Consider the following 14,159-nt stretch of genomic DNA (forward strand, 5'->3'; position numbering starts at 1 on the left):
CAACTGGTTGGAGGCTGACATGATCCGCGTACACGCGCCGAAGCTCGCCATTGCCGCCGCATCACTGGCGCTGCTCGAGATGGGGGCCGCGCAAGCGGCGAGTCAGACTTTGGAAAAGATCAGGGAGGTCGGCAAGATCAGCTTCGGCTACCGCGAGGCGTCGATTCCGTTCGCCTATCTCGGAGCAGATCAGAAACCGACCGGGCTCTCGCTCGACCTCTGTGCCGCAGTGGCCGACAAGGTCAAGGTCATGTTGCAGCGGCTTGAGCTGGAGGTCGAATACGTTCCGGTGAATGCGTCCAATCGCATCCCGCTGCTCCAGAACAGTACCATCGACGTCGAGTGCGGCAGCACGACCAATACGGCCGAACGGCAAAAGCAGGTGGCGTTCTCCGTTGCGACCTATGTGGCATCGCCGCGCTGGCTGGTGTCGGCCTCGTCGCAGCTGATGGAGCCGAAAGGACTTGACGGGCAGACGGTCGTCATCACGCAGGGCTCGCTGAATTTCGGCGTCGCCAAGAAGCTCCTCGATGACCAGAAGCTGAATGTGACGATCGTGCAGGCCAAGGACCACGCCGAGTCGCTCCTCATGCTGGGAACGGGTCGCGCCACGGCGTGGTTCGAGGACGATATCCTGGTTGCCGGTCTCGTCGCGAACGCCTTGGATCCCAGGGCTTTCCGGATGTTGGCGGCCACCTATGCGCCTTCTTACTATGGGCTAGTGACCCGCAGGGAAGATCCCGAGTTCAAGGCCGTCGTCGATGCCGCGATCAAGGAGAAGATGGCGTCCGGTGAATTCGGGAGGCTCTACGCGAAGTGGTTCGAGTCGCCGATTCCGCCGAAAGGGGAGAACCTCCAGCTTCCCATGAGCGAAGCGATGAAGGCCCGCGTCGCATCTCCCAGCGATGCGCTTGTGCCGTAGGCGACGCTCTCGGCAGACCTTGCGTCAATGCCGCGACTGGCTCTGCCGGTAGTCGCGCGGTGACATCCCGAAATGCTCGCGGAAGACGCGGCCGAAATGCGAGAGGTCGTTGAAGCCCCAGGCGAAGGCGATCTCGCTGATGTGGCGGTGAGCGAGCACGGGGGAGACGAGATCGCGTCTGCATTGAGCGAGGCGCTCACCGAGGACGTAGCGCTGGAACGAGGTTTCCTCGTCGGCGAGGAGATCGTTGACATAGCGGGACGAAATGCCGAGCGCCGCTGCGGTCTCGGACAGCGAGAGGTCGGGATCGGCAAGATGAGCCCGGATATTTGCCTTCAATCGGTAGAGCAGGGCGGAGCGATGGGTCGAGGACGGCAGCGGCGTCTTGCCTAGCCGCTCGCCCAGCGCCATCGCCAGGACATCGACGGCCTGTTCCGACAGCGCGGCGGCGTGGTGCGGATCGATCTGATCCGCGCTCTGGCAAAGCCGGTAGATGAAATCGTAGGCGATCCTCTGCAGTGCCGAGTCTGGTCCGAAAGCGCTGGCGGTTAGGGTTTCGGTCGCGCCGAGCCGGCGCTGCAGCATCTCGCGCGGCACCTTGAAGATGGTCTGCGTGAAGATGCCGTCGAATTTCAGCTCGTAGGGCCGGGTGGTGTCATAGAGCGCAAACTCTCCCGGGTGCACCACGGCCTCGCGGCCGTCCTGCACCACGCCGCCGGCGCCGCGATTGCCGAGCGCGATCAGGATGAAATCCTGATCCGAGCGAGCGATGCGCGAGGGCGTGCGCAAGACGTGCTGACGGTCGGAGCAGACCTCGGAGCATTCCACCTTGCCCAGTGGCGCCCGGGTGACGGAGCCGCGAAAGGCGCTGCCAAGATCGGACCTGCAGTCGAGCCCGACGAAGACGTCGCAGACGATATCCTGCCAGAGCGCAAGCCGACGGTGGCCGGGGCTGTCGTCCGTGGTGAACTGGATTGGCATCTGCAGAGCCTCCCTTTCACATCCCGCAACATCGCGCGTTGGCGCAGGTCCCGCCTGGCCGGAGGCAAATCCCGTACCGGGTCGGCGAATCCCGTCCGGTCGAGTTTTTGTTCCGCCGCGGTCGAGCGCCCGCCGCCCCGGCTTGGTCAAATAGACTGCATCGGACCTGGCTTCCGATCAACCGGCAAGGGAGGTGGGAATGGGCATCGAACATCCGAAATACAAGGTCGCGGTGGTGCAGGCGGCGCCTGCCTGGCTCGATCTCGACGCCTCGATCGACAAGTCGATCGCCCTGATCAGGGACGCCGCCGAGAAGGGCGCAAAGCTGATCGCCTTTCCGGAAGCCTTCATCCCCGGCTACCCCTGGCACATCTGGATGGATTCCCCGGCCTGGGCGATCGGCCGCGGCTTCGTGCAGCGCTATTTCGACAATTCGTTGTCTTATGACAGTCCGCAGGCCGAGCGGCTGCGCGACGCCGTGCACAAGGCCAAGCTCACTGCCGTGCTCGGCCTGTCCGAGCGCGACGGCGGCAGTCTTTATCTGGCGCAATGGCTGATCGGGCCGGATGGCGCGACCATCGCAAAGCGCCGCAAGCTGCGGCCGACCCATGCCGAGCGCACGGTCTATGGCGAGGGCGACGGCAGCGATCTCGCCGTGCACGCGCGGCCCGACATCGGCCGCATCGGCGCCCTGTGCTGCTGGGAGCATCTCCAGCCGCTGTCGAAATACGCGATGTATGCCCAGAACGAGCAGGTCCATGTCGCGGCCTGGCCGAGCTTTTCGCTCTACGATCCGTTCGCGCCGGCGCTCGGCGCCGAGGTGAATAACGCCGCCTCGCGCGTCTATGCCGTGGAGGGCTCCTGCTTCGTGCTTGCCCCTTGCGCGACGGTCTCGCAAGCGATGATCGACGAACTCTGTGATCGGCCGGACAAGCACGCGCTGTTGCATGCCGGTGGTGGCTTCGCTGCGATCTACGGTCCGGACGGCAGCCAGATCGGCGATAAGCTCGCGCCGGACCAGGAGGGCCTCTTGATCGCCGAGATCGATCTTGGCGCCATCGGTGTCGCCAAGAACGCCGCTGATCCAGCCGGGCATTATTCGCGCCCCGACGTGACGCGGCTCCTGCTCAACAAGAAGCGCTACCAGCGCGTCGAGCAGTTTGCGCTGCCGGTCGACACCGTCGAGCCCACGGACATCGCCGCGGCGGCGAGCTGATCGCCGGAATCGAGGGAGGCACGCTCATGGAATCCGCAATTCCTCTGCATCTCGAGACCCCGCGCACGCGCCACAAGCGCGTGCCGGACGATTACCAGCCGCCATACCCGTCCTTCGTGGCGCGCTATAAGCCTGCGGTGAACCGGGTCGTGATGGCCTATTTCGGCCTTCAATATCGCGGCACGGCGCCGGCGGCTGCGACCGACGCGCTCGCCGACATCGCGGAACGGTTTGCCGCGGAAGGCAGGCCCTCGCATTGGGACCGCGCGCAATACGTTGATCAGGCCGGTTACGAGAACGTCGTCTCGGTGGCCTATTGGGACGACATTGCGCGGTTCGACAAATGGTTTGCACCGGCGCGCGAGGCCTGGACCGGAACGCAGCGCGAGGGCATCGGCACTTTCATCGAGGTGCTGCGCCCCACGGTGGCGCGGCACGAGACGCTGTTTTCCTCGCTCGGCCGGCCGGAGGGCGTCGCCGCTATCGCCGGCGGCATGAGCGGCGAGGTGCAGGAGCACGCCTATTGGGGCGGCATGCGTGATCGCATCCCGCTGTCGCAGACTGATCCAATGTCGCCGGGCGGCAATCCCGAATTGATCCGCGACGGCGCGCGGCTGCGCGTGCAGGCGCACGACAATCTCTGCCTGATCCGATCAGGCCAGGATTGGAGCGATACCGAGACCTCGGAGCGAAAGCTCTATCTCGACGACGTCGAACCGGTGTTGCGCGAGGGCATGGATTTCCTGCGCGATGAGGGCCTCGGCATCGGCTGCTACGCCAACCGTTACATGGGCGTGCTGGCAGCCGACGGGAGCGCGAGTGAAAAGTCCTATGGTCAAAGCTGGTGGAAGAGCCTGGCGGCGCTGGAGCAGTGGGCGGAATCGCATCCGACCCACGTCAGGATATTCGGCGCCGCGATGAAGTACCTGTCGACGCTCGGCCCTTCAGCAAAACTGCGGCTCTATCACGAGGTCACTGTGGCGGCTGCAGACGAGCAGTTCTTCGAGTATCTGAACTGTCACACCAGGACCGGCATGCTGGCGGCGGTAGAGACCGTCAGCCCTTGATGGACCTAGACCACGCAGTGACCGAGCAGCTCCGAATGCGCGGCGCAGATGTGATGCGCGCCGGCGTCCCGCAGCTCGGCCTCGCTGCCGTAGCCATAGAGCACGCCGATCGCGGTCATGCCGTTGGTGCGGGCGCCGACCACGTCATGGCTGCGGTCGCCGATCATGATCGCGCTGGCGGGATCGACCCTGGCTTCGTCGAGCGCGTAGCGCAGCAGGTCGCGCTTGTCGACGCGCGTGCCGTCGAGCTCGGAACCGAACACGCGCTCGAAATACGGTTTCAGGCCAAAATGCTCGACGATACGGGTGGCGTAGACCGCGGGCTTGCTGGTCGCCACGAACATGCGCGGTGTTGTCGCGGCAAGCGTTGTCAGCGTGTCCACGATGCCGGCATAGGCTTCGTTCTCGAACAGGCCGACATCGCTGAAGCGCTCGCGATAGAGCAGCAGCGCCCGGTCGGCGAGTTCCGCGCTGCCCGTGAGCTTTTGCAGGCTGGCATGCAGCGGCGGGCCGATGCACCAGGTCAGCTCGTCCGCGCTCGGCACCGCGACGTTGAGCCGCTCCAGGGCGTACTGGATCGAGCGCGTGATCCCGGGCTTCGGGTCGGTCAGCGTGCCGTCGAGATCGAAATAGATTGTCACCATGTCGCCACGCCTGTGTTGATACCGCCGCCTATTGCTTGACCTAAACGAGGCCACGGACCAAGGCAAACGCGCAACCATTGTCAGGCCGAAAATCGCCTTCTTGATACCGCGTATCCCTTAAAGCTCGCTATTCGCGGGAGGGAAGCGTAAAGTCACGCCATCACCGCCTTCCATTGGCATCGACCGGTGACTGAGGGTCACCAGCGCTCCCGCCGACTAAGCAGGAGCGTGTATGACTCGATTTCGTCTGGTCGACTGGATCCGCCGGAGAGCGCTTCTCGTCGCATTGATGCTTGCCATATTGATACTTGGCACACTTTCGCAAGGCGCTGTCGCGGCAGGGCCGGACTGCCGGGCGATCGAAAGCACGAGCGGACGTCTCGCCTGCTACGATGCTGCGTTTCCTCCAAAGGAAAGAAAGCCCGCTGCTGCGGAGAACGATGGGTCCCGTGGTGCCTACAAGGACCCGTTCGTGGCGGAAGAGGCCAGAACCGCAGCGAAGCTGAAGAACATCTGCCGCGGCTGTTGAGGGTTGCTCGTTCGCCGCGTCTTGTTAATGGCGAATCCGGACGAGAGATCGGGACGATTTTTTTCAGGAGAGGCCGGATGAGCGAGCGACTTGAAACTCTGAAGAAGGCCCGTGATCGCATGATCGAGGACAGGGATGCGCATGCGAAAGTGCTGGCCGCTCCGTTTGTGCGCGACACGGCCGAGCGAGCGCGCAACAAGTTCATCGAGATCCAGGCGCTGATCGATGCCCTCGACCGCGCCATCCGGGGCGAAATCCCGGGTCCGGTCAAGAACTAGGGCGGTAGGCAGCGACACCGGCAGGACGTCGATCGTAGATGCCGCTAACGCTCCCTCATTGCTGTCTCGCCCATTCGACGATGGCGGTTGCCTCCGCGCCTGCGCGGGTTTCCCAGGCGGCGATCGCGTTCGTTGCTGCCTTCCGCAGCTCCGTGACAAGGGACGCAGGCGCCGGCTCGGCGATATGGACGCCATTGTCGCGCATCCGCGCATAGTTCTCGATGGTGCGGTGGGTCAGTAGCGCGAGCTGGCTCTGTTCTGTCTCGGCCGCCGCGGCCAGCACCTCGCGCTGCATCGGTTCGGACAGTTCGGCAAAGGCGTCGCTGCGGACGAAGGCGATCGAGATCGGCATCGCGTAGTTGATGGCCGTGAAATGCGGCAGAAAGTCCCACAATTTGCGCCCCGCACCGCCGTCGCCGGAGGTGAGGAAGGCATTCAGCCGGTGTTCCCTCAGTCCGGCGAGCGCCGCGTCCATCGGCAGGAATTGCGCGTTCGCGCCGGCCGCGCGCATGACCTCGGTGGAATTGGCATCATAGGTTCGCAAGTTCAGTTTCGGCAGGTCGTCGGCACCTTCGAGCGACCGCTCCGACCACAGGCCCGTGGCCGGCCAGATCGTCACATAGAGCAGCTTGAGGCCGCGCGCAGCGAGTGCTTTTTCGTAGAGCGGGCGCGCCCGCAGATTGGTGGCGCGGGCGATGTCGACCGATTGCACGAGAAAGGGCAGGGTGGACAATCCGAACACAGGGTCGAGGCCCGAGAGCGCGCCCGCGAAGGCATCGCCGCCCGCGATCCGGCCGTCCAGCGCCGCGCGCGGCATCTCGCCCGAGTTGATCTTGAGCTGGTTATCGAAGGCGTTCGTCACGGTCACGAAACCGTGGGTACGGTCGGAGACGCGGCTTGCGAAGGTCGCGAGTCCAATCCCGGAGATGTTATTCTCAGGGTATTCCGTGGTCATCCGCCAATTGACTTGAGAGGTGACTTGGGACGTCACCTGCGCGGCGGCTGGCGCGACGCCCAGGATGAATGCGGCGAGGACAAGAATCGCGCGGATCCGTTTGGCGGGGTAACGCATTGGGAGAAGCAGGTCAGGCAGCATATATTGGCAACTCGTCGAACCATGGCACGATGCCACAACATGGCAGATCAAACTGTCGCATGCCGCGCCGAGGCGCGCCACCGTCATGCCTGCACGCGATGGGTGCAGATTGCGATGTGCATCATCCCCGCGCTGCTTGTCTCGGCGACACAGGTTGTTGCGTGGGACAGTTCGCCCGCCGAAACCGACGTCGCCGTCCCCAGCGTCGAAGAACTCGCCGTGCAGCCGGCGAAGCCCGCGGATGCGCGCGAGAGCGACACGCGGGAATCGATCTGCCTGATCGTCGAGGCCGCAGCGCGCGATGCCAATCTGCCGCTGGAGTTCTTCGCCCGCGTGATCTGGCAGGAGAGCCGCTTCCAGGCCGATGCGGTGGGGCCCATGACGCGCAGCGGCGAACACGCGCAGGGGATCGCGCAATTCATGCCGGGCACCGCGAGCGAGCGCGGGCTGCTCAATCCCTTCAATCCCGTGCAGGCGCTGCCGAAGTCGGCGGAATTTCTGAACGAGCTGCGCAACCAGTTCGGCAATCTCGGCCTGGCGGCGGCCGCCTACAATGCCGGGCCGCGCCGGGTGCAGGAATGGCTCGCCGGCACCGGCAGCATGCCGGAGCAGACCCGCAATTACGTTCTTGCCATCACTGGCACCAGCATCGATGCCTGGGCCAAGGCAGGCGCAACGGGCAAGGGTCCGCCGAGCGCGCCACCGACGAGCTGCCGCGATCTGATGGCGCTTTTGAAGCGCGCGCCAAATGCTTTCGTCGCCGAGCTCGAACAGCATGTGGAGCTGGCGGCCGCAAAAATCTGGGGCGTGCAGCTCGCCGCGGGCTTTGACCGCAACCGGGCACTGGCTATGTATTCCCGCGCGGTCACGCGGCTGGGCGCCGTGATCGGCGAACGTGATCCGAGCCTGCTGAGCTCAGTGATGCGCAGCCGAGGCACGCGCGCCTTCTACCAAGTGCGCATCGGCGCCGATACGCGGAGCGAGGCGGATGAACTCTGCGGTCGCATCCGCAAGGCGGGCGGGGCATGCTTCGTGCTGAAGAACCGCGGTGTGAGCGGGTAGGGGACGCGCCCCGAATGGCAACCACGCGTGCATGCCAGCCCCGCCGCGCGCTTTCTTGACGCCCGCCGCCGTATTGCCCGTTATGCAGGCACGATTCCTCACCCGGCCAAGACTCCCGTGGCGCTTCCTCCGCTCGATTCACCTCAATGGCAAAGTCCCTGGCGCGCCTTTGCGTGGGGACTGCGCTCGATCACGCAGACGATCCTCACCCTCGTCCTGTTCGCGACCTATCTCGGCATTGGCGCGCTCGCCCACGACACCCATTTCAGCCTGCTCTGGGCGCTCTGCTCGACGCTGTTCGTCTGGGCAGGTCCGGCGCAGATCATCCTGATCACCACGCTCGGCTCCGGCGCGACGGTCATCCAGTCGGCGATCGCGGTCACCGTCAGCGCCATTCGCCTGTTTCCGATGGTGGTCTCGGTGCTGCCGCTGATGCGCACGCCGACGACGAAACGGCGCGAGCTGTTTTTCGCGGCGCATCTCACTGCAGTGACACTGTGGGTCGAATGCCATCGCTTCCTGCCGCAGGTGCCGCGTGAACGCCGGATCGCCTTCGTCAACGGACTTGGCTTCGGTCTTGTCTCGGTGTGTCTCACCGCCAACACGGTCGGCTATTTCCTTGCCGCGAATCTGACCCAGACGCTTGGGGCGGCGATCCTGTTGCTGACGCCGCTGTCCTTCCTGTTCTCGACCGCACGCAACAGCCGCGAGGTCGCCGATGTCGTCGCACTTGCGCTAGGGGTTCTGCTGTATCCGCTGGCCGCGAAAATGAACTCCGGACTCGACATCCTCGTCAGCGGCCTCGTGGCCGGCACCATCGCCTATGGCGTGCATTGGTGGCGGGAGGTGCGTGCATGAGCTTTGCGCAACTCATTGGCGACTGGCAAGCGCTGGCAGTGCTGTTCGTCGCCGGCGTTGTTCCCAACCAGATATGGCGCATGCTGGGCCTGTGGTTCGGCGGCGGCATCGACGAAGGCTCCGAGCTTCTGGTCTGGGTACGGGCGGTCGCCACCGCGATCCTGGCCGGCGTCATCGCCCAGATCGTGGTCGAGCCGCCCGGTGCGCTTGCGAGCGTGCCGGACGCCTTGCGCTACGGTGCGGTCGGCGCCGGCCTCGTCGTCTTCCTGCTGACCCGCCGCTCGATCTTCGCGGGCGTGGTCGCGGGCGAAGTCTTCATGCTGGCCGGCAAGTGGTGGTTGGGCTAAAACTGCCGGCGAACAGCAGGGAATTGGAAATATGGTTCGCGAAAACGAGCTCCGCGAGGGTGAAGTCTCCATCGAGCTGCCGCCGACGCAGGACGCCGGCCTCGTCTTTATCGGCCGCATCCGCACGCCCTGGAGCTCGCGGCTGGAGACCCCGCGGCAGGGCCGGCATGACGGCCCGATATGCCGGCTCGAGATCTTCGAGCCGTTCGTGCCGGCGATCAAGGGCGTCGATTTCTATAGCAATCTCGAAGTGCTCTACTGGCTCGACAAGTCGCGCCGCGACATCGTCCTGCAAAGCCCGAAGAACAACGAGAAGACCCGCGGCACGTTTTCGCTGCGCTCGCCGGTGCGCCCCAATCCGATCGGCACGTCGATCGTGAAGCTGGTCGGCATCGAGGGCAACGCGATTCTGGTGCGCGGGCTCGATTGCCTCGACAACACGCCGCTGATCGACATCAAGCCGGATCGTTGCGAGTTCACGCCGCTGGCCGCCCCGCAGCCGGGGGATTTCCAGACAGAGTAAGGGGCGGCGATCGTAGCCCGCATGGAGCGAAGCGGAATGCGGGAACGGTCCCGGATTGCGCTTCGCTCCATCCGGGCTACGGGAGCTGAGACTCAAACCGCCTTCAACGCCGCGATCAGCTTGGTCGCGTTCTCTTCCAGCACCTTGACGTCTTCCTTGCGGCTGGCGGGCGGAAGCATCGCCACGCCGTCGTGGCGCGGCATCACGTGCATGTGGAGATGAAACACCACCTGTCCGCCGGCCGCCTCGTTGAACTGCTGCACGGTGATGCCGTCGGCCTTGAACGCCGTCATCGCTGCGGCAGCGATCTTGTGCGCGCCGCGGGCGACATGGGCGTAGTCGTCCGGCTTGATGTCGAGGATGTTGCGGGCAGGTGCTTTTGGAATCACCAGCGTGTGGCCAGGTACCCGCGGCATGATGTCGAGGAACGCGAGCACGTGCTCATCCTCGTAAACCTTGTGGCAGGAGAATTCACCGCGCAGGATCTTTGCGAAAATGTTGTTGGGGTCGTAGGCGGTCATGGCGGCGGCTCCCTGGAATTTTGCGCTTACTGTCACCAGCCGCAACGAACCGTCAAGGCGCCTCGTCGGCGCCTTTGCGGAACGGGCCGAGCTCGGCTAGCTCACGTCCGGCTTCCGCGACATAGGCGCGCTCGCGCTTGAGGTAATCGTCGATGGCGCGGCGCAAGCCGGGATCGGCGATGAAGTGCGCGGAGTGGGTGGTCCGCGGCAGGTAGCCGCGTGCGATCTTGTGCTCGCCCTGCGCGCCGGCCTCGACATTCCCCAGGCCGCGTTTGATGGCGAAGTCGATCGCCTGATAATAGCAGACCTCGAAATGCAGGAAGGGATGATGCTCGACCGCACCCCAGTTGCGGCCGAACAGCGTGTCCGAACCGATGAAGTTGATCGCACCCGCGATCCAGCGATCGTTGCGACGGGCCATGACCAGCAGCACGTCATCGCTCATGGTCTCGCCGATCAGCGAGAAGAATTCCCGTGTCAGATAAGGCCGGCCCCATTTGCGCGAGCCAGTCTCCATGTAGAACATGAAAAACGCATCCCATGCGTCTTCCGTAATGTCTTTGCCCGTAAGGCAGTGGATGGTGATTCCGGCGGCGAGCGCATCGCGCCGCTCGCGCTTGATCGATTTGCGGTGGCGTGAGTTCAGCGTCGCCAGGAAATCGTCGAAACTCGCAAAACCCTCGTTGTGCCAATGGAACTGTTGGTCGGTGCGCTGGAGGAAGCCGTGCTTGGCGAGCAGCTTCCACTCCGCTTCGCGGGCGAAAGTGACGTGCACCGAGGAAGCCTTGCTGACGCCGCACAGCGCCACCAGCCCGCTCGCCAGTGCCTCCGTGATGCGCTCGTGGTCGACGCCTTCGCGAACCAGCAGCCGCGGTCCCGTGGCCGGCGTGAAGGGAACCGAAACCTGCAGCTTCGGATAGTACCGCCCGCCGGCGCGCTCATAGGCATCGGCCCAGCCGCGGTCGAAGACATATTCGCCTTGCGAGTGCGATTTCAGGTAGCAGGGCACGACGCCGGCGACGCGACCGTCGATCTTGGCCACGAGATGCCGCGGCCCCCAGCCGGTGCGGATCGTGGCCGAACCCGATTTCTCAACGGCCGATAAAAACGCGTGGGAGACGAAGGGGTTATAGGCAGGCTTTGAGAGGCCGAGAGAATCGCCTGGAAGCCCGGATGAGGTTCCCTTGCCATGCCCATTACAAGACTTGCCGGGACTAGCGCAGGCGTCCCAGTCGTCTGGCGATACTTCGCCAATGGAAGGTACGGCCTCAAGGGTGATTTCGGATGGTGCCATCATGCCCAAGATCGTGCATTGCAGCAGCGACTTCAAGAGTGGGAAACATCAAGCCTACGGTACGAAGCCCTCGAAGATCATCTGATCCGCATGTTGTGCGACCCGCGTCCGCTGCTCGGTCGTACGCACGGTCCAGCCGAGCAGGGCGCAGCCGAACACATTGCGGGCGATCCAGGGGGCGGGGGCGGGCAGGTCGTCGACCCTGAAGGCGACGAAATGCGGCTGGGTCTGGAAGCCGTGGCGCAGGTACAGCATGCTGTCGCGCTGCTCCCGGGTCAGGTAAGCCCAGTATTCGTCCTGATAGCTCCGCTGCGCGACGATGCCGCGGGGGCGGGAGGGCAACAGCTCGCGCAGCGCCAGCACCTGGTCCGGGTCGAAGGACATGCCGACGGCGGGGCCGTCATAGGATGCCAGCACCTCGGCCATCCGCTTCACCAGCTTGCGGTCGCCGTCAAAATGGCTCTTGACCTCGATCACCAGCGGCACGCGGCCGGCGACCAGGCCGCAGAGGTCGCTGAGCGACATCATCCGCTCGGCCGTGTCCTTGAACGTGAGCGCCTTCAGTTCAGTGGCGGTTTTCTCGACCAGCGGGCCGGTGGCCTCGGTAAGGCGGCCGAGCGCATGGTCGTGATGCACCATGGCCTCGCCGTCGGCGGAGAGCTGGATGTCGACCTCGATCGAGAAATTGCCCGCAATCGCAGCCTGCACCGCGCCCGGCATGTTCTCGACGATGCGGCGGGAAATGTCGTGCAGGCCGCGATGGGCGACCGGGCGGGCTGTCAACCAATCAGGAGCGCGCATTCGCCTCAGGCGACCTCGAACACGCCTTCGACCTCGACCGCCGCATCCGCGGGCAGGGAGGCGACGCCGACGGTGGTGCGGGCATGACGGCCCTTGTCACCGAAGGCGGCGACCATCAGATCGGAGGCGCCGTTGAGGACCTTCGGCCCGTCCAGGAAGTCCGGCGCCGAGTTGATGAAGCCGCCGAGGCGCACCACGCGAACGACCTTGTCGAGGTCGCCGAGCGCCGCCTTGACCTGGGCCAGCAGGTTGACGGCGCAGCCGCGGGCGGCCGCCGCGCCCTCTTCGATGGTCACGCCGGCGCCGAGCTTGCCCTTGGCGATCAGCTTGCCGGCGGGATCGAAGCAAACCTGGCCCGAGACGAACAGCAGATTACCGGTGCGCACGAACGGCACGTAATTGGCCACGGGGGTGGGAGCCTCGTGCAGCTTGATACCCTGTTCCGCCAGCTTCTGCTCGACCGTGCCCGCCATGTCCGACCTCGTTGTCCAAAAATCCATCCGCCGGGCAGATCCGTCGCAGCCCGGCGGGCCCTGTTTCGCCCATCGTGCCGCCACATGCAAGCAACCCTCGGGGGTGGCATTTTGTTGAGGCAGGGCAGGAGGTTCAACGCAAAGGCCGCAACTTTACGTGAAACGGCCTCAGTTGCGACGCAATGGAACGTTCATTAAAATGTCGAATCTGCGCTTTCCCCAAGGACCAGACATGCTGCACCTTTTCCGGACTTCGCTCGGTGTGACTGCGCTCGCGGCGGCCGCTCTCGGCTCCGGAGGCGGGGCGCTGGCCGCGAACGGTCCGTTCCTCGCGCATCAGGCGCTCTATGATTTGAGCCTGGTGAAATCGCGCTCCAATTCGATCAACAGCGCGCGCGGCCGCATCCTCTACAATTTCACCGGAAGTTCGTGCGAGGGCTACACCTCCGAATTCCGCCAGGTCTCCGAGCTCGACAGTGGCGAGGGCAAGGTCACGCTCAGCGACCTCCGCTCCAATTCCTGGGAGGACGCCGGCGGCAAAAGCTACCGCTTTAAGATCGAGACGCGGATGAACGAGGCGGATGCCGGCCGGGTCGACGGCTCGGCGGAGCGCGACGGCGACCACATCAACGTCAAGCTGAAGCTGCCGGCGCCGAAGAACTTTACGCTCGACGGCAAGATCGTGTTTCCGACCGAACAGATCCAGCGCATCATTGCCGCCGCAAAGGAGGGCAAGTCGCTGCTCGAGCTCTCCGTCTATGACGGCTCCGACGATGGCCAGAAGGTCTACAACACGCTGACCGTGATCGGCCAGCCGATCCCGGCCGAGCGCGAAGGTTCGCCCGATCCGTCGACGTCAGATGAGCACATGAAGTCGCTCAAGCGCTGGCCCGTCACCGTCAGCTATTTCGACCGCGAGGCCCAGCAGAAGGAAGGCGAGCAGACGCCGGTCTATGCGATGGCGTTCGAGCTCTACGAGAACGGCGTCTCGCGCCAGCTCGTGCTCGATTACAACGATTTTGTGATTTCGGGCGCGATGGGCAAGTTCGACGCGAAGGACAGCAAGCCCTGCAATTGAGGGCTGGCCTGCAACGCAGTCTCTGGCTAGGCTCCCTCCCAACCACAAACATCCGGGAGGCATCATGCCCAAGCTCGATCATCTCCGCCCCAGCGGCCTGCATCACAATCCCGCTTATTCGCATGTCGTCACTGCCACGGGGGCGCGGACGATCTACATCTCCGGCCAGGTATCGGTGGACGAGGAAGGGCGGATCGTCGGCGAGGGCGATCTCGCCGCGCAGACCACGCAGGTGATGCAGAATCTCGGACACGCGCTGAAAGCAGCCGGCGCGAGCTACGCCAACATCGTGAAGATCACGACCTTCGTCGTGAACTACAAGCCGGAGCTGCGCCCGATCATCGGCAAGGCTCGCTCGGCCTTCTTCGAAGGCATGGAGCCGCCGGCGAGCACGCTGGTCGGCGTCTCGGCGCTCGCCGCGCCGGAATGGATGATCGAGATCGAGGCGGTGGCGGTCGCGGATTGAGAT

General features: G+C 64.6%; 17 protein-coding genes. 10 read left to right on the forward strand and 7 right to left on the reverse strand.

Annotated elements, in window-relative coordinates; all coding sequences use genetic code 11:
• Positions 1-19: 19 nt before the first annotated feature.
• A complete protein-coding gene (locus tag ABIB91_RS02925) occupies positions 20-922 on the forward strand; it encodes an amino acid ABC transporter substrate-binding protein (protein ID WP_354158417.1) in 903 nt (300 codons plus the stop codon).
• A 24-nt stretch (positions 923-946) separates the two neighbouring features.
• On the opposite strand, the gene ABIB91_RS02930 is transcribed toward ABIB91_RS02925, so the two are convergent.
• Positions 947-1,903, reverse strand: a complete 957-nt coding sequence (locus ABIB91_RS02930) for an AraC-like ligand-binding domain-containing protein (protein WP_354158415.1) — start codon at positions 1,901-1,903, stop codon at positions 947-949.
• Positions 1,904-2,102: 199 nt separating this feature from the next.
• Between ABIB91_RS02930 and ABIB91_RS02935 the strand changes: the two genes are divergently transcribed.
• Both ABIB91_RS02935 and ABIB91_RS02940 read left to right on the forward strand, forming a co-directional pair.
• Entirely contained in the window at positions 2,103-3,119 is a 1,017-nt protein-coding gene (locus ABIB91_RS02935) for a carbon-nitrogen hydrolase family protein (protein ID WP_354158413.1), read from the forward strand.
• Between the two features lie 26 nt (positions 3,120-3,145).
• Complete coding sequence (locus ABIB91_RS02940) at positions 3,146-4,186, forward strand: phenylacetaldoxime dehydratase family protein (RefSeq protein WP_354158411.1); 1,041 nt, start codon at positions 3,146-3,148, stop codon at positions 4,184-4,186.
• Between the two features lie 5 nt (positions 4,187-4,191).
• Here ABIB91_RS02940 and ABIB91_RS02945 read toward each other — a convergent pair whose 3' ends face one another.
• A complete protein-coding gene (locus tag ABIB91_RS02945; protein ID WP_354158409.1) occupies positions 4,192-4,830 on the reverse strand; it encodes an HAD family hydrolase in 639 nt (212 codons plus the stop codon).
• 606 nt (positions 4,831-5,436) lie between these two features.
• Between ABIB91_RS02945 and ABIB91_RS02950 the strand changes: the two genes are divergently transcribed.
• The gene (locus tag ABIB91_RS02950; RefSeq protein WP_007603252.1) at positions 5,437-5,637 is read left to right on the forward strand and encodes a hypothetical protein; all 201 of its coding nucleotides are present in this window, start codon (positions 5,437-5,439) and stop codon (positions 5,635-5,637) included.
• Positions 5,638-5,692: 55 nt separating this feature from the next.
• Here ABIB91_RS02950 and ABIB91_RS02955 read toward each other — a convergent pair whose 3' ends face one another.
• Complete coding sequence (locus ABIB91_RS02955; RefSeq protein WP_354158406.1) at positions 5,693-6,733, reverse strand: TRAP transporter substrate-binding protein; 1,041 nt, start codon at positions 6,731-6,733, stop codon at positions 5,693-5,695.
• A gap of 114 nt (positions 6,734-6,847) precedes the next feature.
• Between ABIB91_RS02955 and ABIB91_RS02960 the strand changes: the two genes are divergently transcribed.
• The 4 genes from ABIB91_RS02960 (at position 6,848) to tsaA (ending at position 9,523) form a co-directional block, all read left to right on the forward strand.
• Positions 6,848-7,795: a transglycosylase SLT domain-containing protein gene (locus ABIB91_RS02960; protein WP_354159274.1), complete on the forward strand. Its 948-nt coding sequence runs from the start codon at positions 6,848-6,850 to the stop codon at positions 7,793-7,795.
• A gap of 117 nt (positions 7,796-7,912) precedes the next feature.
• Entirely contained in the window at positions 7,913-8,653 is a 741-nt protein-coding gene (locus ABIB91_RS02965; RefSeq protein ID WP_035994751.1) for an AzlC family ABC transporter permease, read from the forward strand.
• Complete coding sequence (locus ABIB91_RS02970; protein WP_354158404.1) at positions 8,650-9,000, forward strand: AzlD domain-containing protein; 351 nt, start codon at positions 8,650-8,652, stop codon at positions 8,998-9,000. Before ABIB91_RS02965 ends, ABIB91_RS02970 begins: the two co-directional genes overlap by 4 nt.
• Positions 9,001-9,031: 31 nt before the next feature.
• Positions 9,032-9,523, forward strand: coding sequence for a tRNA (N6-threonylcarbamoyladenosine(37)-N6)-methyltransferase TrmO (gene tsaA / locus ABIB91_RS02975; RefSeq protein WP_354158402.1), 492 nt, complete (start codon positions 9,032-9,034; stop codon positions 9,521-9,523).
• Between the two features lie 92 nt (positions 9,524-9,615).
• Here tsaA and ABIB91_RS02980 read toward each other — a convergent pair whose 3' ends face one another.
• From ABIB91_RS02980 to ABIB91_RS02995, 4 genes are read right to left on the reverse strand one after another with little or no spacing between them, the layout of a single operon-like run.
• Positions 9,616-10,044, reverse strand: coding sequence for an HIT family protein (locus ABIB91_RS02980; protein ID WP_007603258.1), 429 nt, complete (start codon positions 10,042-10,044; stop codon positions 9,616-9,618).
• A gap of 52 nt (positions 10,045-10,096) precedes the next feature.
• The gene (locus ABIB91_RS02985) at positions 10,097-11,338 is read right to left on the reverse strand and encodes a GNAT family N-acetyltransferase (protein WP_354159272.1); all 1,242 of its coding nucleotides are present in this window, start codon (positions 11,336-11,338) and stop codon (positions 10,097-10,099) included.
• Between the two features lie 54 nt (positions 11,339-11,392).
• Complete coding sequence (locus tag ABIB91_RS02990; protein WP_354128549.1) at positions 11,393-12,139, reverse strand: glycerophosphodiester phosphodiesterase; 747 nt, start codon at positions 12,137-12,139, stop codon at positions 11,393-11,395.
• Between the two features lie 5 nt (positions 12,140-12,144).
• On the reverse strand, positions 12,145-12,612 hold the full coding sequence (locus ABIB91_RS02995) for a RidA family protein (RefSeq protein WP_007603263.1): 468 nt from the start codon (positions 12,610-12,612) through the stop codon (positions 12,145-12,147).
• Between the two features lie 232 nt (positions 12,613-12,844).
• Between ABIB91_RS02995 and ABIB91_RS03000 the strand changes: the two genes are divergently transcribed.
• Together ABIB91_RS03000 and ABIB91_RS03005 are read left to right on the forward strand one after the other, a co-directional pair.
• Positions 12,845-13,690, forward strand: coding sequence for a cell envelope integrity EipB family protein (locus ABIB91_RS03000; RefSeq protein ID WP_354158399.1), 846 nt, complete (start codon positions 12,845-12,847; stop codon positions 13,688-13,690).
• Positions 13,691-13,754: 64 nt separating this feature from the next.
• Entirely contained in the window at positions 13,755-14,156 is a 402-nt protein-coding gene (locus ABIB91_RS03005) for a RidA family protein (RefSeq protein WP_007603265.1), read from the forward strand.
• Positions 14,157-14,159 lie beyond the last annotated feature (3 nt).

Source organism: Bradyrhizobium sp. JR4.3 (assembly GCF_040547695.1).
Lineage (GTDB): Bacteria > Pseudomonadota > Alphaproteobacteria > Rhizobiales > Xanthobacteraceae > Bradyrhizobium > Bradyrhizobium canariense.